Here is a 22,889-nt window from a genome sequence, read left to right on the forward strand (position 1 = left end):
GCTACTCAAATATTAATCGACCGGTGTACGTCTCTTCAACCTCAACAATAGGCGGACGATTGACTGAAATTAAATCTCCCGTGCTTAGAACACTTCCGCGCAAAGTCTGAATAGGATTTACGATCACTTTATTGGTTCCGCGGTGATAGACATTGGCATTTTGAATGGCAAAATTTTCGCCTTCAAAGCGAATATCTCCTTCAAGAAATTCAATATTGGCTGTTTCGGCTGCGCCGGAAATAAAAAAATTACTGAGTCCGTTTGCGGTGATGTTGAGCGTATTCACATCAAGCTCCAATCGAAAATCGCCGTCTTTATGATAAAAATCTTCTTCTTCAACATCTTCACTGGTCAGGGTTAACGAATCAAAAGACAACACGCCATCGCTTTGCACTTCATATCCTGAAGCATTACGGATTTCGGTCAACTCTGGAGTAGTCACATAAACTTTGCTGATGTTGTAGTCGCGCACGAGATTGCAGCCGTTGTCGTTAAACAGGGTAAGGACGCCATCGGTAACGCTTACTTCGATATCATTGACTAAATTTTCACCGGTGGCAAGCACTACTTTTTGCGTTTCGCCTTGTTTTACAATAAGCTGCAAACGCTCTTCAACAATAATCTTAGAAAATGCTTCTACCGGGATTTCTTGTTCGATGCGCTCCCCTTCAGCCTGAAAACAATTGAGTCCTTTTTCTGAGTTACAGGAAAGAAAAAAGATAAAGCTAAAAGATAGAAGTAGGTAATTTTTCACAGCGCTTGATTAAGAATGCTAAAAGTAAGCAACTGCTTTAATTATTGTTATTGTAATTACTATTAATATCACTAGAACTCAAAAGTATCTAGATAACGCTCAATGTGACAGAAGAAATTATTCCTCTTCTCCCTCAGCCATAAAGATCTCCCGATTGAGTTTATCGCGGCGTTCTTTAGCGAGCTTTAATGTAGGATCAAACTTTGCATATTTACCATCTTCATATTTTTTAATGAAGTCCTCGTACAGTTTAAGCACCGCACGGCGGTCTTCATAATAATTGTCTGCGATGATCGCTTTAGTATATTCTGCGCTCTTATTTCTAGGGTTTTCATCCAAAGACCGGTTGACATACTTCATAGCGCTGGCCCATTCTTTTTTCATCTCGTAGGTTCGCGATAAGGTATAGTACTCCTCAAACAATGGTTGGTCTTTGTAAAGAACTGCGAACAAGCCGTGCATTTCAGCAGCATCTAAATCTGCTGTGAAATTATATAATTTGGCTAGAGTTGCGTGATCGTAAGCATCTTCAGGAGCGAACTTTAAAGCGCCAAGATACTGCTCGATAGCATCCTCGTACTGCCGTTTTTTATAATAAAGATTGCCTAGTTTTTCTCTGATGAATTGGGTGTCTTGCCCCAGTGCCAATAATTTTTCAAACCACTGGATGCCTTCTTCATTCCACCCTTTGTGGTAATAACTTTGAGCGAGTGTGCTGATGATCTCCACATTAGTAGGATAACTTTCTAAGGCTTTAAACGCCAGTTTTTCAACCATCGCAAAGTCCTTTTGTTTAAGATAAGAGGTCGCAACTTCGGCAAGTGCTTTTTGGTGCGTACTGTCTAAGGCGATAGCTCTTTCATAATCTTCTAAAGGATCGTGAACTTTTGCTAGTTTTTCTACTAAAACACTATCAGACTCTTTTCCTGAAATCTCTCTAGGTCTATTTTCATTTGCTCGGCCGCGCTGGTAATAAAAGTCTGGATTGGTATCATAAACTGAAATTAACGCTGAAAAAACACTATCTGCTTCTTTAAACTGACGCTTGGTGATTAGCAGTTTTCCATACTCATTCATCGCGATAACTTCGTCTGTACCTGTTGCTGCCAATTTATAGTTGACCAACGCATCATCAAGGGTCCCTTTAGCTTGATGGGCACGCGCCAATTTTAAATAAACACGCTCGTTTTTAGCTTTAATTTGTTCATAGCTATCAATGGCCTTGCTGTAGTTTCCCACAGCATATAAACTATCGCCAATGGCCAAAGCCGAAACCTCTTGTGCTTCGGCCCGGCTGGCTAGTACTAAAAATATAAATAGATAAAAACTGCGCATTTTTGAGTGCTTAGGGTTTTAAATCATAAACAATAGGTAACGTAAATAATGCCGCCATTCGCTTTCCTTTATGTTTACCCGGTTCCATTTGTGGTAGATCTTCAATTACCCGTTTTGCTTCAGCGCTTAGTGCTTTGTCATAGTCATTTCTAATCTTTACATCCTGAATCTTTCCTTTTGCATCAATTAAAAAGCTTGCGGTCATTTCATAGCGGCCGCGCACTTTAGAGGCTTTGTAAACTTCAGCATTGAAATGGGTCTTGACATAAGCAGCAACTGCTTCTTCAACGCACGCACGTTGCACTTCCATATCTGTATTTTCACAAGAACTATAAAACGACGGTTGTGTAATCGCATTAAACTCGACGCGATCAGCACCCAGATCATCAAAATTAAAACTCTTATTAGGCGGTGCAGTCGTGATAAAGGGTTTTTGAGATTTGTTCAAAACCAGTTGGTTTAAACTTGCAATTTGCTCTCGTTCTGTTTCATTCAATTCGGCTTTAGCTTCTAGAGCAGCATCAAGATTCGCAACTTTCTCTTTAAAAGAAAGTTGAGCTACATCTCTATTTTCCTTTTCTGAAGAGCACGATGTCAATGCAAAAACGGCAATACCTATAGACAAGTAAACAATCTTTTTCATAATGTATATTTTAAAGGATTACTTCGTCTGAAAAACAATAGGTAATGAATACAATACACCCACATTTTTTCCTTTATGTTTTCCGGGAGTTATTTTTGGCAATAGACTAACTACACGTTCTGCCTCTTTTTCCAATTCAGGTACACTGGCTCTAGATTCTATATCTACGATATCGCCATTTTCATTAATACGAAATCTTGTATAAATCCTTTGAACTCCTTTCAATTGCAACTCTTCCCCGACTTTGGTATTGAAATTTGCATTTATTAATTGTGACACCTGCTCTGACATACATTTTTTACGTTCTGCATTGGTTTGCAGACTTTCACACCCCGGAAAAACAGGTACTTCTTCCACTACAGCAAAAGGAACATCATTAATTTCTTTTTGGCTTTGAGTTTCTACCACTTCTATAACAGCATCTTCGTTAAGCGAAGGCGGTGGCGGTGGCGGTGGCAAAGCTTTTTGATTCGCCTTATTTAAAAGATTACTTACAAGTTTGCGCTCTTCAATGCTTATTTCTTCTTTAGCATCTAAAGTTGCCTCTAGATCCGCCACTTGTTCTTCAAGGGTAAGTGCTGCTTTATTTTCGGCGAGGCCATTGTCATCGGTACACCCTACATAGGTTAGAATTCCGGCAATGACGGGGATCAGGACTAAATATTTGAGTCCGGCTCTTTGTTTACTTTGTTTTTGTAACATAACGATTCGTTTTTTGATTAATGAATGATTGAAAAATGTATTGATGAATGAAATATGTTGCGTACCAAAAGCAGTATTTAATAACTGATTGTAGTAGGCTTTCATTTCGGTTTTACGCATTGCCTGAGCATCTGCGATAAATTCGTGTATTTCGGCTAGTTTATTTTGATAAATATACACCAGCGGATTGAACCAAAAGACTACACGCATCAGCTCAAACAGCATTAGGTCAAGACCGTGCCAATGTTTGAGATGCACCTCTTCGTGCGCCATAATGTGCGCTTTAGCTTCAGCGTTGATATTTTCACCAATAAAAATGGTTCCCATAAACGTAAAAGCGGCATCGCTGTTGGGTATGGTGATCATCTTAGGCGTCGTATCATTTTTACGCTTAAACCTGAAGTAGCGCTGAATCTCTTGATATTTTCTGAACAGCATTCCCGTGCTAAAAAACACCCCGGCTGCATAAAGTAATAAATAGATACTCCAGTCTGTTTCTTGTGGTACCGGTGCAGCTACAACTTCACCTGCTTCGGCGGTCACCACTACTTCCGGAAGAAAAAACATGTTTTCGCGCAGCGGAATTTGATTCTGAAACAATTCAAATTGCATAAAGGGCAAAACGAAAGCCAGAAGCGCTGTACTTATCAAATAAATTCTATTGATATTGAAGAAGGTTTCTTTGCGAAACCAAAGCTGGTACACGGCTAAAAACAATGCCTGAAAAACAATAACTTCGAGTATATATCTTACCATAACTAGTCGTCTTTATTAATTTCTTTTAAAATAGATTCGAGTTCGCTCGCGCTCATTTCTTTCTTTTTCACAAAGAAGGAAACCATGCTTTTGAAGCTTCCGTTGAAATAATCATTGACCATTTTAGACATTGAAGCACTGCTGTAATCTGATTTTTTCACGAGCGGAAAATAAATATGCCCTCTGCCCTCCTTTTTGTAGCCCACAAATTCTTTGGTTTCCAGAATACGTACAATGGTCGATACGGTGTTGTAGGCCGGTTTAGGCTCCGGCATCACGTCAAGCATCGCAGCTACATTGGCTTCTCCCAGATCCCATAAGATCTGCATTACTTCTTCTTCGGCTTTGGTTAACTGTTTCATAATTTTACTGTTTAGGGAATTAGTTTTGTTATTGAACACTCAAATATAACTAATTAATTAGTTTAACTAATATATTAGTTATGTAAATTTTAAAAAAAGTTTTCCAATCTGAAGAAAAAGCATTCTTCAAATTAGTGTGAACTACTATAAATACAAGGGTTTAAGCCGAAACCGCAAGGCTTACTACATAGCCCTCCCAGTTGCGTACATTGAAGACGGTTCCGTCCTCAAATAGAAGATACTGCCCTTTTATTCCTTTTAAAACACCTTGATATTCCGGCGTTTTTTCAAGGTTAAGACTCTTTAATTTCTTAGGATATTGCAAAACCGGGAATTCTATATTGGTTTCTTGATTGCTGGCGATGTAGTACTCTAGCGCCTCGTCTGGAATATACTGTTTTAAGGCGTCGCGCTGCTCAACAAGATTTTCATCTTCGATCTCATTTTTGAGCATTTTTCGCCAGTTGGTTTTATCAGCGATATGTTCTTTAAGAGCGACTTCGGTGATTCCTGCTAAATACCGGTTAGGCACCTCAACGATTTCTATCGCCTCATGCGCACCTTGATCTATCCAGCGCGTAGGCACTTGCGTTTTGCGCGTTACACCCACTTTTACGTTACTGCTGTTTGCAAGATATACAATATGTGGCTGTAGCTGTACTTTCTTTTCATACTCCAGATCGCGATCTTCTTGATCTAAATGCGCCTTGCTAAGCTCCGGTTTCATAATCCAGTCGGCTGCTTGAGGCACTTTATAGAAGTCTTCATAGCAATATCCCTGACGGTAGATTTTTTTATTCAGGCCGCACGCAAGGCATTGATATTTTAAAAATTCGATGCGTATTTCTTTGTCTAAAAGCTGGTTGACGTGAATAAAATCATCTTCAAAAACCAAATAATATTGCACCGGATTTTGGAGCTCGGTTTGCATTTTGGTAAGTACGCCTTGGTATTGCATAAAAGTGAAGGATGTTGAATTAATTCAGTTTAAAAAAAGTATTTTTAGGCGTGATTTTTTATCAATCCTAATAAACTAGAGCTCAAATATACTAACAAAATGCCGATACCCTTAGTCAATTCTATCGCCAGCTGGTTTCTCAAAAAGCGTATTCACCAGATGGAATTGTTTCTAAAATATCCTCACGAAGTTCAAAATGAATTGCTGCTAAAGTTAGTACACAAAGCTAAAAACACAGAGATCGGTAAAAAATACGGTTTTAAAGATATTCGTTCCTATAACGATTTTGCACAACAAGTTCCCATAACCAATTATGAAGCCTCGCACGAAATGATCGAGCGTGCGCGTCGTGGGGAAAGCAATATCTTCTGGCCTTCACCCGTCAAACTATTTGCCCAAAGCAGCGGAACAACCAACGCAAAAAGCAAATACATCCCGGTAAGTCCTGAAGCGCTTGAAGATTGCCATTATGCAGCGAGTAAAGATCTGCTTTGTGTTTATCTAAATAACAATCCCGACTCTCAATTGTTTACCGGAAAGAGCTTGCGCCTGGGTGGCAGCAAACGCCTGTATGAAAGTAACGGCACCTCGTATGGTGATCTCTCAGCGATATTGATCGATAATATGCCGTTTTGGGCAGAGTTTAGCAGTACTCCCGGGAATGAGGTTTCGCTTATGAGCGATTGGGAAGTTAAGATGCAAGCAATCGTTCAGGAAACCGTTCAAGAAAAAGTTACGAGTCTTGCCGGTGTGCCTTCGTGGATGCTGGTGCTCATCAACAATATTTTAGCTACAACCGGCAAACAAAGTCTTTTTGAGGTTTGGCCCAATCTGGAAGTCTATTTTCACGGAGGTGTGAGTTTTGAACCTTATCGCGATCAGTACAGAAAAGTATTACCGCGTCACGACTTTAAGTATTATGAGATCTATAATGCTTCTGAAGGTTTTTTTGCGCTTCAAGATAAAAACGAACGTAGCGATCTCTTGCTTATGTTAGACTACGGAATTTTCTATGAATTCATCCCAATGGATTGCTACGGGCAGCCCGGTCAGAAAATTATTCCGCTTAGCGAAGTTGAAAAAGGAAAAAACTACGCTATTGTGATTACTACAAACAGCGGATTGTGGCGCTATCGCGTAGGTGACACGGTGCGATTTACGTCTATAAATCCGTATCGAATTCGCGTGAGTGGGCGCACAAAACACCACATTAATGCCTTTGGTGAAGAATTGATCATTGAGAATGCCGAAGAAGCCCTAAAGAAAGCAACAGCGCTTACCCAGTCTGAAATCGTAGACTACACAGCTGCACCTATTTTTATGGATGGAAAAGAAAAAGGTGCTCACGAATGGTTCATTGAATTTAAAGTGGCTCCTAAGGATCCAGAGCATTTTAATCAGCTTTTTGACAAGGCTTTACAGGAGATTAATAGCGATTATGAAGCCAAACGTAAGAATAATATGACTTTAAATCCGCCCACTATACATTACGCCCGTACCGATCTATTTTACGATTGGTTAAAATCAAAAAATAAGCTTGGTGGTCAGCACAAAGTTCCCAGACTCAGTAATTCTAGAGAATTAGTAGAAGAATTGCTGGTTTTAAACGCCGCCTGCACACAAGGATAACCCCTAGATTTTCACTTCAACGAATTTTAATCCCGCTTCAACTAAAATATTAGCATATGCGCCCAGTCTCCCGTAAATTGGCTGCAACAAATCACAACTCAAATTACTCAAGCTTTTCGAAGCTAATAGCTTTGACACTGATAGTAGCTCTGCAAACCGGGTTACTATCAGGGCAAAGTAAAAAAAGCGAAACTACGATCGCTTTCAATTCAAACTCCTCACCTAATTTATTTGTAAAAAGGTACACGTCATCGCCAGATGACCATACCTATATCGTTTCTGAACTTAGTTTCAACACTGCTTCAGATGAGTATGCCACGTGTTTGTTTGAAGATAAACTAGTAGTGGTGTCCAACCGAAAAATCACTTCACGGTCTGGAAGTTCTACAGTTTTAGATCAAAGCGAATACAAACTTTTAGGCTTTTCAAAATTTAAAAACAACTGGCGGAATCCTCATTTGCTTGCTGGAGTTTTTACAGGAAAAGCCAACCACGGCGGTCTCACATTCAATAAAACGCAAACGCAGGTGTTTTACACTAAAACCGAAGCAGGTAATACAAATTATCAACTATATGTTGCCACCCGAAATCCTAAAACCCCGGCACAATGGTTTGCTCCAAAACGTTTAACCTTGGCTCCTAAAAGGTATTCTGTTGAAAATCCGTGGTTAAGTAGCAATGGAAAAACGTTGTATTTTTCGAGTGATATGCCCGGTGGTTATGGCGGTTACGACTTATATTCCGTTGAAATTTTACCTACCGGAAAATTTACAACACCAAAAAATCTAGGTAAAAACATCAATACTTCAGCTAACGAAAAATATCCCAGCTTAAGTGTCGAGAACCATATACTCTATTTCGCCTCTGATCGCCCGGGAGCTTATGGCGGCTATGATGTGTATAACGCATATACTGATGCTGATCTGTATAGTTCTTCTCAAACTTTAGGTTCGGCGATCAACTCTGCGGCAGATGAAGTAGGTTTTGTACCAGTCACTGCAACTACGGGCTATTTCAGTTCTAATAAGAATTCGTTGAGCCAAAAGATGAATGTTTATCAGTACGAGCACGCAGCTTCGGTAGCCGGGTTTTGAACGAGCTAGTGAATAACCTTCCACAACTTCGGAAAACTAGCTAAGGGTAAGCTCTTAAGGCATTAGCTGGAAGTAAATTATTGATTATGAGGCTTCCCAATAGTTATTGGGACGGAGTATTAAAGCCTTTGGCGGGGCCAATAAAAAAAGCTCGGCAATACCGAGCTTTTTCATCTTTATGTATTTCAGCTTAAGAAACTGCCTTAAGCTTTTTAATAGTTGATTTCTCTAGCTTAAACTGCGCATATTCTTTATCTACTTTAAAGGTAGTAAGATCAGAACTTGGCAGATCAAACATCGCGTCGGTAAAGATCGCTTCACAAAGTGAGCGTAATCCACGCGCACCCAACTTATATTCAATCGCTTTATCTACGATATAATCCAGCGCCGGTGCAGTGATCTCAAATTCGATATCATCCATCTCAAAGAGCTTTTCGTACTGCTTTATAATAGCATTTTTAGGCTCGGTAAGAATTGCTCTTAGTGTCTTTGCATCAAGCGGATCCATATGTGTGAGTACCGGAAGACGCCCAATAATTTCTGGGATCAAACCAAAATCTTTCAAGTCTTTAGGAATAATGTATTTCAAAAGATTTTCGCGGTCAATCACTTCGTCACTCATACTCGCACTGAAGCCCACAGCTTGCATATTTAAGCGCTTGCTGATCACACGCTCAATACCATCAAACGCACCACCTGCAATAAACAAGATATGCTCTGTATTGACCTCAATAAACTTCTGATCAGGATGCTTTCGACCTCCCTTAGGCGGAACGTTTACTGTAGTTCCTTCTAAAAGCTTCAATAACGCTTGTTGTACGCCTTCCCCGCTCACATCTCGTGTGATCGAAGGGTTATCACTCTTACGTGCGATTTTATCGATCTCATCAATAAAAACGATTCCGCGTTGCGCTTTTTCAAGATTATAATCTGCTGCTTGTAGCAAGCGCGTTAAAATACTCTCTACATCTTCTCCTACATAACCTGCTTCGGTCAAAACGGTAGCATCTACAATAGCAAGCGGCACATTCAGCATACGGGCAATAGTTTTTGCCATAAGCGTTTTACCGGTACCGGTTTGCCCTACCATTACAATATTACTCTTCTGAATCTCGATCTCATCTTCGGTCTCAGGTTGTAATAAACGCTTGTAATGATTATACACCGCTACGGCCATTACCTTTTTTGTAAAGTCCTGACCGATGATATACTCATCTAGAAAATCTTTAATCTCTTTAGGCTTCTTGAGTGTAAGCTCTCCATCTAACCCATTTTTGTTCACGTCTTTGGCTTCCTCAAGTACAATACCGTGTGCTTGCTCGATGCAACGGTCGCAAATGTGTGCGTCTAGCCCTGCAATAAGCAAGTTAGTCTCAGACTTTTTTCTGCCACAAAATGAACATTCTAATTCTTCTTTCGCCATAATTCAATCATTTGGGTAATTCAACAACTTCAACGTCGTTCTGACTTATTCTCTCGCCAGAATTTCGTCAATCATTCCGTATTCTAAAGCTTTATCAGCTTTCATCCAGTAATCACGATCACTGTCTTCATAAACCTTTTCGTAAGGCTGACCTGAATGCTTTGCAATAATCTTATACAATTCTTCTTTAAGCGTAAGGATTTCACGCGCGGTGATCTCGATATCACTCGCTTGTCCTTGTGCTCCACCTAATGGCTGGTGAATCATCACTCGTGAGTGTGTTAATCCACTACGTTTTCCTTGTGCACCAGCACAAAGCAAAACTGCGCCCATAGAGGCCGCCATACCGGTACAAATAGTAGCCACATCAGGTTTAATAAATTGCATGGTATCATAGATCCCTAGACCTGCATACACACTACCTCCAGGAGAGTTAATATAAATCTGAATATCTTTAGAAGCGTCTGTACTTTCTAAGAAAAGTAATTGTGCCTGAACAATATTTGCTACCTGGTCATTGATACCAGTCCCCAAAAAGATGATGCGATCCATCATCAAACGTGAAAAAACGTCCATCGCCACAGCGTTCATCTGACGTTCTTCGATAATATTTGGAGTAAGACCTACCGGGTACATGCTACTCATGATTTTATCATAGTACATGCTGTTTACGCCCTGATCTTTAATCGCGTATTTTTTAAATTCGTCTGCGTAGTTCATAGTATTTTTTTCTAATTCTTGAAGCGCGCTAAGGCTTCAAAATAAAAGTTCAATAAAAAAGGTGTTTAAAACACCTTACTAATTTTTAAGTAAAAAGGCGTTTCAACATACCGTTAAAACGCCTTAAAGATACTATATAAATTAGAGAATTACTAGTTGTAAACTTCTTTGACAAACTCGTCAAAAGTCACTTCTTTCTCTTTTAATTTTACATTCTCTTTAAAGAAATCAAGCAATTTTTTGTTCATCAATTGCTCAGAAAGTCTTTTAACCTCATCCTGATTACTCAAAATACGTGCTGCGATTCCTTCTAATTCTTCATCTTTAGGATCGTTTTGACCAAACTGCGCCATCTGTGCTTTGATCATTTCTTTAGCGTAAGCTTTGATCTCTTCAAAAGTGATCTGCAGCTCGTTATCTGCAATGATCTTACCTTCGATCAACTGGTAACGTAGTCCCTTTTCAGAACGCTCGTACTCTTCAACAGCTTCTTCAAAAGTCAACTCCTTCTCACCACTTCTCTGAATCCATTTCTTCAAAAATTCAGCAGGAAGATCAAATTCTGTATTCTCGATCAATCTTTCGGTCACATCATTAAGCAACTGCTGATCGCTTTGCTGCTTGAATTGATTTTCACCTTCTTCTTTAATTTTTTCTTTAAGCTCAGTTACCGAAGTAATCACACCCGGGCCGTAAAGCTTATCAAAAAGATCCTGATCTAAATCTGCAGGATCTCTGTGGTTTACTTCTTCAATAGTAAAAGAAACTTCAAGATTTTTCTCTTTTGCTTCTTCTTCTGAAAGACCTAAGAAAGAACGATAGTCACCTGCTTCTTTAAATAAACCTTTAGTAGAAACAGTAACCGTGTCACCTACTTTTGCACCCACAAACGCCGAAGTATTTGCTTTACCTTTAAGCTTGTTTACTTCAAACATGGTTTTCTTTTCAAACTCAGCTTCTTCATTCACAAAGCTTCCAGAAACCTCATCGTCTTTCTCTACCTCCTGCTTGCTTGTGATTTTCCCATATTGCTTTTGAATAGTAGTAATTTGATTATCTACCATTTTATCATCAACAACAATAGTGTAGCTTGTGATCGCTTTTTTAGGCTGAAGATCTATTTCAAACTTAGGCGCAAGACCTAATTCAAATTCAAAGGTATAATCACCGGCATCCCAATTAAGATCTTCCTGATCTTTAGGTAATGGATTACCTAACACATCAAGTTTTTCTTCAGTAAGATATTTTTGCAAACTGTCTTGTAAAAGCTTGTTTACCTCATCTACCAAAACGGCCTTACCGTACTGTTTTTGAACAAGACCCATAGGCACGTGCCCTTTTCTAAAACCAGGAATGTTTGCAGATTTTCTATAATCTTTAAGCACTTTCTGTACTTTGTCATTATAGTCATCTTTTGCAATATCTACCTTAAGTACTGCATTTAAATCATCAATATTCTCGCGTGTAATATTCATCTTCTAGTGATATTTTCCTATAAAATTTGGAGTGCAAAAGTACATCTTTTTTATATCCCCACAAAGTTTATAAGCATTTGGTATTCAGCAAGCTTCTAATCCTCTTTTATAAGTGCAAAAAGCAAGGACTGAAACAAGGAGAGCAACAAACTAAAAATCAATGCCCACCAGATACCATCTACTGCAAAACCGCCCACGAAATAATCTGCTATCAAAATGATGATCGCATTGATGAAAAGCAGAAAAATTCCAAATGTTACTATCGTGATCGGCAGCGTGAGTATGACTAATATAGGTTTCACGATCAGTCTCAACAGCGCGATTACCACAGCGACGATAAAAGCTGTAAAAAACGAGGTTACTCCTACACCAGGTAGTAAATACCCTAAAATGATAACGGCTAATGCGGTAAGTAATAATTTGATTAAGGTTTTCATAAGATTAGGTCAAGTTAAAGTAAACTACCTCAGAGCAAGTCCGTGAGGCATTGGTTAGTGAAAAGTTTTCAATTTCATGGTATTTCGATAGCTATCTGTGCGAAATATTAAAGCCTTTGGCGATGCCATTAAAAGCCATCCAGTCAAATCATAATAAACTAGAATCGAAACCGTAAAGAAACCGATTTAGGCATATTAGGATTTACGTAAAAATAAAAAAATCGCTATCCTCACAGATAGCGATTTCTATAAAGTAAACTTAATGTTTTAGCTTAATTACTGATGTTCACCGTTCCGTAATCCCCTACGTTAACCATTGGTAATGTAGAACCATAAGTTTCATTTATTGCAGCAATTGCTTGATTTGCTAAATAGGCATAGCCTCTTGGCGTAGGGTGCACACCATCTAAAGAGAACGCTCCACCGGTGGCAAAAGTAGAAGTCAATGTACCTGCGTCAAAAGCGATACCACTTTCTGCCAGTTGGTTTAAAATAGCACGCGCATCAACAAATGCTAGTCCGTTAGCTTGAGCTAAACCTTGTATTGTTGCATTATAAGAAGCCTGCGCAGTAGCGATCATCGCCTGCTCTTCAGGAATCAAAACATATTGATCACCAACAGGAACTCCTACTCCAATTACTGAATTAGGATTACTAGGGTCTGCAAGAGTCCCGATAATACTTGATGATGTTAACACAAAAAGATCATCTGGAGTCGCTTGTCTTATTTTTGGGATTTCCTGACCATTGGTAGGGTTAAGCAATGTGGTAAGATTTTCATCTTCGATCACAATCGCGTTTTGACCCGCTGTGAAATTAATAGTTCTTGCGTCACGCTCTTCAGTAGTGATGACTCCTAAAGCCGCATACTGCGCTAAAGCACCATTATATTGCACATACGCTTGATTTACTCCTGCTGCAGTAGCCTCATCTAAAGGAATTGCGTTATAAGGCACCGTCGTAAAAAACGGTATAGAAGTCACATCAGGAATATTAAAAACCACTCCGCCTGAGGCCGAAGCTGTCAAAGCTTGAACTTCTTGATTATACACACTCGCAAATACATTAGGATCTGTAATATCATTAGCACCGTACGTCGTCGGGTCTAAATTTCCAGTCTGGTCTACTCCAGTTCCCCCGCTCGTTGCATAGCTTAAAATATCATTGTTACCGATCCAAAGTGAGAAAAACGACGGACTTTGAGCTGCCGCATCCCCTATAATTGTAGCATCAGTACTTGACGCAAAACGCACAAAATAGGGGTTTGCTGCACCTGCCGCTACCCCGGCAATATTACCGTAGCCCGGTGCTACTAAATGAAAACTTTTTGCTCCAGGAACACCCATATTATTAAAAGGTCCTTCTAAAACATTTGCAATATCAGTCGTAGGTGTACCCTGCAAAGGTGTTGGGCCTGGATTACCATCAGCATCTAAGGTCAATACAAAACGATTCGGTTGAATTTGCGTACCATTGGCTAGCAAACCACCCGTATTATCATCAACAAGAGGCTGTGTAAACATGCCTCCGCCAGCCAAGGCAAATTGACCTGCTAAAATATTAGGAAAACTATTCTGTTGCCCACTTATGTATAATGCGCCATCAGCATAGCCTGAGGTCAGCGAATTTCCTACAGCAACGTAGTTTGAAAAATCTGCTGAGCCACTGCTATAAAAGCCACCATCTTCAATAGGATTGTCTAATTCTGCCTCACAAGCTGTTAAAAGCACGGCTGACAAAGCCATATATTTAATATAATTTTTCATCGTATAGCTCTTTTTAAAGTTTATAAGTCAAACCAATTCCCGGTACAAACGCACTTGATTTATAAGTTCCACCAAAAGAAGACCCATCATCTACATAATCATAAGATTCATTGATCTCTTTAAAGCGCACATAAAGGAACGAGGCGTCAATAGCAAAACTGCTTGAGATAGCATAAGAAAGTCCGGCTGAAAAACCATTACTATCGTTACGCGGTGTCTCAGGAGCGAAGTAGCCCGACTGCACCGGTGATTCGTCAAAATAATAACCTGCACGCAGCATGAATTTTTCACTTGCCGCATAGCCTACACCAAACTTATAAATAGAAGAATTTTTATAGTTACGAGGGTTAATAGATTCTGAACCATCTGCAAAAACAATATCCAGATCTTCATAAACATCCCAATATGTTCTGGTATAATCCACATTAACCACCCACTTATCTTTACTATACGAAGCACCAACAGTAAGTTCTGCCGGAAGTGGGAGTGATGCATTAAAACCTTGAGTTCCATTTGAAGGAATTGCAGTTCCTCCCACGACTACAGGTTGCCCACTGTCGTTGGGAAAGTTTGCAAAGGTTGCCGTACCATCTTCAGATTCTAAAATAATTTCAGAACGATAATTTGCACCAAAAGTCAGGTTTTCGGTAGCTCTAAACATACCACCTACAGACCATCCCCAATTGGTTACCCCACTATCATCAATAGTTACGTTAGAGCGATTACCCTCTTGATCGGTTAAGAAACGATTGGCATTTCGGTTAAAGTTTACATTACCTGTTACAAAAATAGGCCCACCACCAACGCTGAATTTATCGCTGATTTTAAAAGAAACCAAAGGTTGAATAAATACGGCCGCCAACTCTATATTGTTAACCAGATGCGAACCTGCCCAATCAGTTGGCCATTCTACTGTACTACCATAAGGTGTATATACTGCAAGTCCTAAACTCAATTGCTCATTTAATGCATAAGAGCCGTATAGGTAAAATGGAGTTCCCATAGGGCTATCAGTATTGGCAAACTGACCGGTACTCTCATTTTGCCACGCCACACTAGAAAAAACACCAAAACCACCGGCTGAAGCATTAATCTTGTTCTCTAAATACACTAAACCGGCAGGATTGAAAAAGGCCAACTCGGCACTGTTTACATAAGCCACTCCGGTATGCCCCATCGCAAGGGCACGCTGACCTTGAAGTCCAACTCTATAACCTCCCGCAAACGTTATCGCCGAGGCTAATAAGAATAAAGACGTTGCTAAAACTCTCTTCATACTTTAAAAGGGTAAAATTATAATTTAATAATTGAGGTGAAATTTTTTAAGAATCTCATAAAAATTAACCATATTTATTATGCATGCACAATAAATACCTTCAACAATGTTATAAAAATTTATTGAGTTGTAATAGGATTTATAGTGATTTTATGATTACCTAATCACTAATTCGTTTAAGCACTAGCAGTAATAGCAATAAGAACTACCATTTATTACAAAGCTGAAGTTCACCTTAAGAAGGAAACGTTTATCGAAAAAGACAAAACCCTACTCTAGGAATTTCATTACTTCCGCATAAAAATCTTTCGGGTTTTCTGCGTGTAACCAATGACCGGCTTTTTCAATCCCTTTAATTTCAGCTTCAGGAAAATGTGCTTTGATTAGCGATTTATCATCTTCAGTAATATAATCAGACTTTAACCCATTTAAGAATAAAGTCGCTCCTTCATAGACGGTTTGAGTTGGCAATCCTTCACCTATGGCCTCTACTTCCCTTTTGAGCACGGGCAAATTGACTCGCAAGGCTAAGGTTTTATCCTTCTGCCAATACAAGTTTTTTAATAAGAATTGACGCGTTCCCCAATCTAAGATATATTCTTTTAAAAAGTCATCTGCGTTTCCACGTGAGGTTCTTGCTTCGTGACTTTCAGACAATGCCGTTAAACCTTTTAAAATTTGCTGATGATGCGGCGCATAATATTTTGGTGCGATATCAGCAATAATAAGTTTATTAATGTATTCCGGATAACGCATAGCGAAGAGCATTGCGGTTTTCCCACCCATAGAATGCCCCAGCAGTACAATATCTTTCAAGTCATGTTCCTGACAATACTTCTTTAGATCCTCAGCTAGAACTTCGTAGTTAAATGTGTCGCTATGAAAGCTTCTTCCGTGATTGCGCTGATCAACCAAATGCATTTGATATCCGGCTTCTGCAAACTGATTGGCTAAAGTTTTCCAATTATCTCCCATTCCCAGAAAACCATGTAAAATCACAAAGGGTTTTCCTGAGCCGGTAATACTGCTGTGTAAAATCATAAATTAAATTAAGGCGTCTAAATACGATTTGATGGTTTTTTCTAGTCCGTCATAAAGCGCTTCAGCAATCAATGCGTGCCCAATAGAAACTTCTAACAGCCCCGGAATACTATCAGCAAAAAACTTGATGTTTTCTAACGAAAGATCGTGCCCGGCATTGAGCCCCAAATCTAAGTCCTGAGCTAGCAATGCTGCATCTACATAAGGCTTAACTGCATTAGGATGCCCTTCTTTAAAACCTACCGCAAAAGCTTCGGTGTACAGCTCGATGCGATCTGTACCGGTTTCCTTTGCTCCTTCAATCATTTCGGCAACCGGATCAACAAAAATAGAGGTGCGAATTCCGTGAGATTTAAATTCGGCGATAACTTCTTTTAAAAAGACTTTGTTCTTTAACGTATCCCAGCCTGCATTTGAAGTGATTGCATCTACAGAATCTGGCACTAATGTCACCTGATCTGGCTGAACTTCTAAAACCAAGTTGATGAACTTTTCAACGGGATTACCTTCTATATTCAATTCGGTTTTTACAACCGTTTTTAAATCTCGGGCATCCTGATATCTAATATGGCGCTCATCGGGCCTTGGATGAATGGTAATTCCCTGTGCTCCAAAAGATTCAATATCTTTTACAGTCTTAATTAAATCAGGAACATTACCCCCTCTGGCGTTACGTAATGTTGCGATCTTATTAACATTTACACTTAATTTTGTCATCTCAATAATTGTAACTTTGCTTGCAAAAATACGAAGTAACACAGGCTCTGACCCTACTTTTTTAATTAAATTGCACAAAGAGGCTATGAAAATCACAGATTACATCATTAAGGATATTGACCCGCTTGACGAGCATCTGCTCATGGGCGAGGCTCAAGAACTGTTTACACAAACCACCTACTCCCACGTGCCTATTTTAAGAGAAGGAGTTTATGTAGGTTGCCTGAATGAAAATGATGTACACTGTCTGGATGCTGAAGAAGTGATCGCAGAAAACAATCATATGTATGAAGTGTTTTTTGTGCGTACTGACACTAATTGGCTCAATGTTTTAGAAGCTTTCGCACAAAACAATGCTAACTTGATGCCGGTACTTGATGAGGAAAACGCTTCTTATTTGGGCTACTACGAGCTTGCAGATGTGATGACGTATTTTAACAGCACGCCTTTTTTAAGCGAAAACGGAAGCATCATCGTTATTGAGCACGGCATTTATGATTATAGCTTTAGTGAAATCAGCCAGATCATTGAGTCTAATGACGGTAAAGTGCTAGGCGCATTCATCTCTCAGATAAAAAATGAGGTTGCTCAAATCTCCATAAAGATTGGATCAGACACGAGCTTTAATACGATTCTACAGGCCTTTAGACGCTATGGCTACGTAGTCGTTTCTGAGCACCAAGAGGATGCCTTTATAAAGGATTTACGTGATCGCTCTCAATATTTAGATAAATATCTCAACATTTAAAATGTATGAAAGTAGGTATCTACGGTCAATTTTATCATAAGAATTCAGGACATTACGTTCAACAACTGCTTGATCTTTTAAATCAAAAGGACGTTGAAGTTATAATTGAAGAGAATTTTCTGAAGTTGATTCATGAAAATGAAGAAATTGACAAAACCTATTCACACTTCAGCACTTTTGAAGAGTTAGATAATACTTACGATCTTTTTTTTAGTATTGGCGGTGATGGCACGATCCTGCAAACAGTTACCTACGTACGCGACCTTGACATTCCCATAGTGGGTATCAACACCGGACGCTTAGGATTTTTAGCCACAGTAAATAAAGAGAAGCTGGTGAGCTCTGTAGATGAAATTCTCAAAAACAACTACAGCATTACTGAGCGGTCTCTTATAAGTATAAAAACTTCCGAAGGGGAAGAAACTTTTGGCGGACTCAACTTTGCGCTTAATGAGGTTACAGTAAGCCGAAAAAATTCGACCTCAATGATCTCTGTAGATACTTCGCTAAATGGAGAACGTCTCACAAATTACTGGGCAGACGGCTTAATCATCTCAACCCCCACAGGATCTACAGGATACTCCTTAAGCTGCGGCGGACCGGTAATTATGCCGAAAACTTCAAGTTTTATACTTACGCCTATAGCTCCGCACAACCTCAATGCCAGACCTATTGTGGTTCCTGATTCTACCGAAATAAAATTAAAAGTGAGCGGTAGAGAAGAGGAACACTTGGTATCATTAGACTCTAGAATCGCCACGCTTCCGGTAGAAACAGAGATCACACTTACCAAAGCACCCTTCAATATTAAACTGGTGCTTTTAGAAGAAGACACCTTCCTGACCACGTTACGCAAAAAATTATTGTGGGGCGAAGACAAGCGCAACTAGGCAATATTTTTTACACTTTCTTGTTTATTCAGCAGATGCATTCGTCTTAATAAGAAGCACCTAAACAATATTGTTATATTTGCAAACTTTTTACAGCCTATGAGGTATCTTTTAGTACTTACACTTGTTTTATTCGCCGTTGGTTCTGCACAAAGCCAGACGTATGAGGTGGGTGTACTCGCAGGAGGAAGCAATTTTATAGGCGATGTGGGCAGAACGAATTATATTTCGCCAAACAACATTGTTTTCGGCGGAATTGCTAAATGGAACCGAAGCGCCAGACATGCATTTAGAGCAAGTATTCTTTTTACCAACTTAGAGGCTTCAGACACAGACAGTAATGATGCCAGACGTCAAAACCGCGGATATAGTTTCACAAACACTGTCATTGAAGGATCAGTAGGTATTGAATATAACTTTTGGGATTTTGACATGCATCAAAGCTTTGATAAGCCGCATACTCCGTATTTATATACAGGATTTACTTACTTTTACCACGATTCTTTTGCGCTTGATCCCGTAGAAGATGCATTGGTAAATACAAGTTCTGAATGGGATCTGGCAATCCCAATAGTTATTGGTTATAAAGCGTACATTGGCGGCAGCATCGTACTTGCTGCAGAGTTAGGTGCACGGTACACCTTTACCGATAACCTTGACGGAAATTTTCCGGGGACCGAAGAATATAATTATGCCAGTTTTGGCAACATTAATAATAAAGACTGGTATATGTTTTCAGGAATCACTGTAACCTATACCTTTGGCAGACAACCGTGTTATTGCGGTTTTTAATGACGAATAATGGAATTTTTAGACGAAATAGATCAACATAAGCTCCCTAAGCATATTGCCGTGATAATGGACGGTAACGGTCGTTGGGCTAAAAATCAAGGACTTCTGCGTGTAAAAGGTCATAAAAAAGGGACTAAAGCTGTACGAGAAACCATTGAAGCCTGCGCAGAACTAGGTGTAGCGTTTGTTACGCTCTACGCCTTTTCTACCGAAAACTGGAACCGTCCTAAACTTGAGGTGGATACGCTGATGAACCTTTTGGTTTCTTCTCTTAAAAAAGAAATTAAAACCTTACAAGACAACAACATCTCCTTATCTGCCATTGGAAGTCTCAATAACTTGCCCGAAAAAGCCCAACGCGAACTCAAAGAAGTTATCGAAAAAACCAAGAATAACACACGCCTTAAGCTTACCCTTGCGCTCAGCTACGGGTCTCGCGAGGAGTTAGTAAAAACTATACAAGACATCAGTCATAAAGTTAAAAAAAACTTAATTTCGCCACATTCAATAAATGAGTCAGTCATTAAGGAGCATTTGTATACTCACGATATGCCTGATGTTGATTTACTTATTCGCACAAGCGGAGAGCAGCGGATAAGTAATTTTTTATTATGGCAAATCGCCTATGCAGAGTTATATTTCACACCTGTACTATGGCCTGATTTTACAAGAAAACATCTGTACGAAGCAATTTATAATTATCAGAAAAGAGAACGACGATTTGGAAAGACGAGCGAGCAAATTAATTAAGCAGATGCCTAAACAAGCAGGCCTGTTCCTGGCCTTTTTATTAAACTGCCTAACTTTTACAACCGCAATTGCCCAAGAAGATTTACCCGTTTCTAACGGTAAACAGTATACTATAGGAGAGATTTCTGTAGTGGGTGCAAAACAATACAACGAGCAAACGGTGATCGCATTTACCCGTTTACGTGCCGGGGAACAGGTGTATTTACCGGGAGACCGTATCAGTAATGTGATCAAACGGTTGTGGGATCTAGACCTCTTTAGCGACATCAATTTGTATGCTACAATTAACGGTGACGTGGTGGATCTTAAATTTGAAATTGAAGAAGTTCCTGAGCTTAATAAAGTTACCATCAACGGTATCAAAGAAAAGAAGGCTAAAGACATCATCAAGGACAATGATCTTAAAAAAGGCACCAAGGTGACCGAAAACTTGATCACAAAAACCAAATTTTACATTGAGAATAAATACAAAGAGCAAGGGTATTTAAACTCTAAGGTTAACATCATCACGCGTCCGGCTACAGATACCGCCGAAACGCAAAAGGTTGATATGTTAGTCAATGTTAATTTGAGCGATCGCGTTAAAATTGAAGACATTGAGTTCATTGGCAATGAGCAACTTTCTGACGCAAAGCTGCGCAAAGCGATGAAAAACACTAAAGAAAAGCGCCTATTACGCTTCTGGAAACGCTCAAAATACATCCCTGAGAATTTTGCAGAAGACAAAGTTTCTGTGGTTGACAAATACAAAGAGCGTGGTTTTAGAGATGCGCGTATTGTTTCAGACACTTTGATTCATAGTGGTGAAGATTTGATCACGCTTAAATTAAGTGTTGAAGAAGGTGATAAATATTACATTGGAGATATTGATTTCTTAGGGAATACCGTGTATTCAGATCGTGAACTAGCAAGACAATTAGGTCTTGAAAAAGGCGATGTTTACAACGGGGTTTTATTGAAAGAACGCATCTCTAAGGATGGTGACCCTAACGCAGACGACTTATCAAACCTTTATAAAAACAGCGGTTATTTATTCTCCTCTATCAACCCGGTGGAAACCAATGTTGAGAATGATACCATTGATTTTGAAATTAGAATTACCGAAGGTAAACTTGCATATTTTGACCGTATCACGATTTCAGGAAACGACAAAACTAAAGACCGCGTAATCTACCGAAACTTACGTACTAAACCGGGTCAACGTTACAGCCAGGCCGCTGTTTTACAAACAACCCGAGAATTAGGTCAAACCGGATTCTTTAATCCTGAAACTTTAAACCCGCAGTTTTTAAATGCGAACCCGTATGATGGTACTATTGATATCAACTATGCTTTAGAAGAGCAAGGAGCTAGCCAAATCGAACTACAAGGTGGTTATGGTGGTGGTGGTTTTGTAGGAACCTTAGGGCTTTCGTTCAACAACTTCTCAATCCAGAATTTGTTTAACAAAGACGCATACCAGCCGCTTCCTATGGGAGATGGGCAAAAATTCAGCTTAAGAGCGCAAGCAAGTACGTTTTATCAAACCTACAGTGCCTCGTTAACAGAGCCTTGGTTAGGTGGTAAAAAGCCGGTGCAATTGCAAATGAGTTTTTCTCATAGTGTGCAGTATCTGTACAACTATGGTACTTCAGGTGCTAATGTAGATCGTGACCGTCGCTTTTTGATCACAGGTGGATCGCTAGGCCTTGCTAAACGTCTAGAAGTGCCAGATAACTACTTTACCATTTCACACGCGATAAGCTTTCAGCATTTTGATTTAAAAAATTATAATGTAGGTTTATTTACCTTCGGAAACGGTTCTTCTGAAAACCTAGCATACACCATTGGTATTTCGCGTAACGAAGGGGATGTAAACCCTATTTTCCCAAGAACAGGATCACGATTCAGCCTTACAGCTAAGTTAACGCCACCTTATTCTCTTTGGAATGGAACCGATTATAAAGAACTTGCAGATGATCGTGCAGCCGCTGTAGAAAACGGAAATAATGACCGAGTTGCAGAAATTGATCAAGAGCGTTTTAACTGGTTAGAATATTATAAAGTTAAATTTGAAGGACAGTGGTTTACTTCTTTAGTTGGTAAATTAGTCTTGAGCTCTAAAGTAGATTTTGGTTTCTTAGGGGCTTATAATAACGATCGTGGTATTCCTCCGTTTGACCGTTTCTTCTTAGGTGGTGATGGTCTTGGTGGTTATGCGCTAGATGGTCGTGAGGTAATTCGTCTACGTGGTTATCCAAACCAATCGGTAATTCCATTAGACCGCGATGAGGCAAGTACTTTAAATGGAAACACTGGTGCAACTATTTTTAATAAATTTGAATTTGAACTTAGATATCCTATAACTTTGAAACCCTCTGCGTCTATTTATGCATTGATGTTTGCTGAAGCAGGATCTTCGTTTGACAATTTTAGAGACTATAATCCGTTCTTAATGAACAGATCTGCCGGTGCCGGGGTACGTATTTATATGCCAGCCTTTGGTTTACTAGGTATTGATTTTGGGTACGGGTTTGATCCTATTCCAGGAACCGTTGGTGGACCTAACGGATGGGAGACGCACTTTATAATTGGACAGCAGTTTTAATTTTGGCACGATATTTTCTAATACTCTAATTGCA

General features: G+C 39.5%; 21 protein-coding genes. 7 read left to right on the forward strand and 14 right to left on the reverse strand.

Annotated features, from left to right (window positions below):
• Window position 1: 1 nt before the first annotated feature.
• The 6 genes from LDL79_RS05060 to LDL79_RS05085 all read right to left on the reverse strand — a co-directional run bounded on the left by LDL79_RS05060 (window position 2) and on the right by LDL79_RS05085 (window position 5,510).
• Window positions 2-754, reverse strand: coding sequence for a head GIN domain-containing protein (locus LDL79_RS05060; RefSeq protein WP_225599408.1), 753 nt, complete (start codon window positions 752-754; stop codon window positions 2-4).
• Window positions 755-871: 117 nt separating this feature from the next.
• Entirely contained in the window at window positions 872-2,089 is a 1,218-nt protein-coding gene (locus LDL79_RS05065; protein ID WP_225599409.1) for a tetratricopeptide repeat protein, read from the reverse strand.
• Window positions 2,090-2,099: 10 nt separating this feature from the next.
• Window positions 2,100-2,732 (reverse strand): energy transducer TonB, encoded by a 633-nt coding sequence (locus LDL79_RS05070; protein ID WP_225599410.1) that lies wholly within the window; start codon window positions 2,730-2,732, stop codon window positions 2,100-2,102.
• An 18-nt stretch (window positions 2,733-2,750) separates the two neighbouring features.
• Window positions 2,751-4,190 carry a M56 family metallopeptidase gene (locus LDL79_RS05075; protein ID WP_225599411.1) on the reverse strand — a complete coding sequence of 480 codons (1,440 nt, stop codon included), beginning with the start codon at window positions 4,188-4,190 and terminating at the stop codon, window positions 2,751-2,753.
• A gap of 2 nt (window positions 4,191-4,192) precedes the next feature.
• Entirely contained in the window at window positions 4,193-4,552 is a 360-nt protein-coding gene (locus LDL79_RS05080) for a BlaI/MecI/CopY family transcriptional regulator (protein ID WP_225599412.1), read from the reverse strand.
• A gap of 160 nt (window positions 4,553-4,712) precedes the next feature.
• Window positions 4,713-5,510: a DUF2797 domain-containing protein gene (locus tag LDL79_RS05085; RefSeq protein ID WP_225599413.1), complete on the reverse strand. Its 798-nt coding sequence runs from the start codon at window positions 5,508-5,510 to the stop codon at window positions 4,713-4,715.
• A gap of 99 nt (window positions 5,511-5,609) precedes the next feature.
• On the opposite strand from LDL79_RS05085, the gene LDL79_RS05090 reads away from it, so the two are divergent.
• Together LDL79_RS05090 and LDL79_RS05095 are read left to right on the forward strand one after the other, a co-directional pair.
• Entirely contained in the window at window positions 5,610-7,139 is a 1,530-nt protein-coding gene (locus LDL79_RS05090) for a GH3 auxin-responsive promoter family protein (protein WP_225599414.1), read from the forward strand.
• 131 nt (window positions 7,140-7,270) lie between these two features.
• Window positions 7,271-8,233, forward strand: coding sequence for a TolB-like translocation protein (locus tag LDL79_RS05095; RefSeq protein ID WP_225599415.1), 963 nt, complete (start codon window positions 7,271-7,273; stop codon window positions 8,231-8,233).
• 190 nt (window positions 8,234-8,423) lie between these two features.
• Here the strand turns inward: LDL79_RS05095 and clpX are convergent, their stop codons facing one another.
• The 8 genes from clpX to LDL79_RS05135 form a co-directional block, all read right to left on the reverse strand.
• Window positions 8,424-9,656, reverse strand: a complete 1,233-nt coding sequence (gene clpX / locus LDL79_RS05100; RefSeq protein ID WP_072983182.1) for an ATP-dependent Clp protease ATP-binding subunit ClpX — start codon at window positions 9,654-9,656, stop codon at window positions 8,424-8,426.
• A 45-nt stretch (window positions 9,657-9,701) separates the two neighbouring features.
• The gene (clpP, locus tag LDL79_RS05105; protein WP_167598119.1) at window positions 9,702-10,376 is read right to left on the reverse strand and encodes an ATP-dependent Clp endopeptidase proteolytic subunit ClpP; all 675 of its coding nucleotides are present in this window, start codon (window positions 10,374-10,376) and stop codon (window positions 9,702-9,704) included.
• Window positions 10,377-10,528: 152 nt separating this feature from the next.
• Window positions 10,529-11,851 (reverse strand): trigger factor, encoded by a 1,323-nt coding sequence (gene tig / locus LDL79_RS05110; protein WP_225599416.1) that lies wholly within the window; start codon window positions 11,849-11,851, stop codon window positions 10,529-10,531.
• Window positions 11,852-11,946: 95 nt separating this feature from the next.
• Window positions 11,947-12,288, reverse strand: a complete 342-nt coding sequence (locus tag LDL79_RS05115) for a phage holin family protein (protein ID WP_072983177.1) — start codon at window positions 12,286-12,288, stop codon at window positions 11,947-11,949.
• 272 nt (window positions 12,289-12,560) lie between these two features.
• Window positions 12,561-14,054, reverse strand: coding sequence for an SGNH/GDSL hydrolase family protein (locus tag LDL79_RS05120; protein WP_167598120.1), 1,494 nt, complete (start codon window positions 14,052-14,054; stop codon window positions 12,561-12,563).
• Between the two features lie 13 nt (window positions 14,055-14,067).
• Window positions 14,068-15,330: an OmpP1/FadL family transporter gene (locus LDL79_RS05125; RefSeq protein WP_225599417.1), complete on the reverse strand. Its 1,263-nt coding sequence runs from the start codon at window positions 15,328-15,330 to the stop codon at window positions 14,068-14,070.
• Window positions 15,331-15,600: 270 nt separating this feature from the next.
• The gene (locus LDL79_RS05130) at window positions 15,601-16,371 is read right to left on the reverse strand and encodes an alpha/beta fold hydrolase (RefSeq protein WP_225599418.1); all 771 of its coding nucleotides are present in this window, start codon (window positions 16,369-16,371) and stop codon (window positions 15,601-15,603) included.
• Between the two features lie 3 nt (window positions 16,372-16,374).
• A complete protein-coding gene (locus LDL79_RS05135) occupies window positions 16,375-17,088 on the reverse strand; it encodes a pyridoxine 5'-phosphate synthase (protein WP_072983842.1) in 714 nt (237 codons plus the stop codon).
• Window positions 17,089-17,173: 85 nt separating this feature from the next.
• Between LDL79_RS05135 and LDL79_RS05140 the strand changes: the two genes are divergently transcribed.
• From LDL79_RS05140 to bamA, 5 genes are all read left to right on the forward strand, one after another.
• Entirely contained in the window at window positions 17,174-17,836 is a 663-nt protein-coding gene (locus LDL79_RS05140) for a CBS domain-containing protein (RefSeq protein WP_225599419.1), read from the forward strand.
• A 5-nt stretch (window positions 17,837-17,841) separates the two neighbouring features.
• The gene (locus tag LDL79_RS05145; RefSeq protein WP_225599420.1) at window positions 17,842-18,726 is read left to right on the forward strand and encodes an NAD kinase; all 885 of its coding nucleotides are present in this window, start codon (window positions 17,842-17,844) and stop codon (window positions 18,724-18,726) included.
• A gap of 99 nt (window positions 18,727-18,825) precedes the next feature.
• Entirely contained in the window at window positions 18,826-19,518 is a 693-nt protein-coding gene (gene porG / locus LDL79_RS05150; RefSeq protein WP_225599421.1) for a type IX secretion system protein PorG, read from the forward strand.
• A 9-nt stretch (window positions 19,519-19,527) separates the two neighbouring features.
• Complete coding sequence (locus LDL79_RS05155) at window positions 19,528-20,268, forward strand: isoprenyl transferase (protein ID WP_225599422.1); 741 nt, start codon at window positions 19,528-19,530, stop codon at window positions 20,266-20,268.
• A gap of 4 nt (window positions 20,269-20,272) precedes the next feature.
• A complete protein-coding gene (gene bamA / locus LDL79_RS05160; RefSeq protein WP_225599423.1) occupies window positions 20,273-22,855 on the forward strand; it encodes an outer membrane protein assembly factor BamA in 2,583 nt (860 codons plus the stop codon).
• Window positions 22,856-22,889: the final 34 nt, after the last annotated feature.

It is taken from the genome of Leeuwenhoekiella palythoae (genome assembly GCF_020310025.1).
Lineage (GTDB): Bacteria > Bacteroidota > Bacteroidia > Flavobacteriales > Flavobacteriaceae > Leeuwenhoekiella > Leeuwenhoekiella palythoae.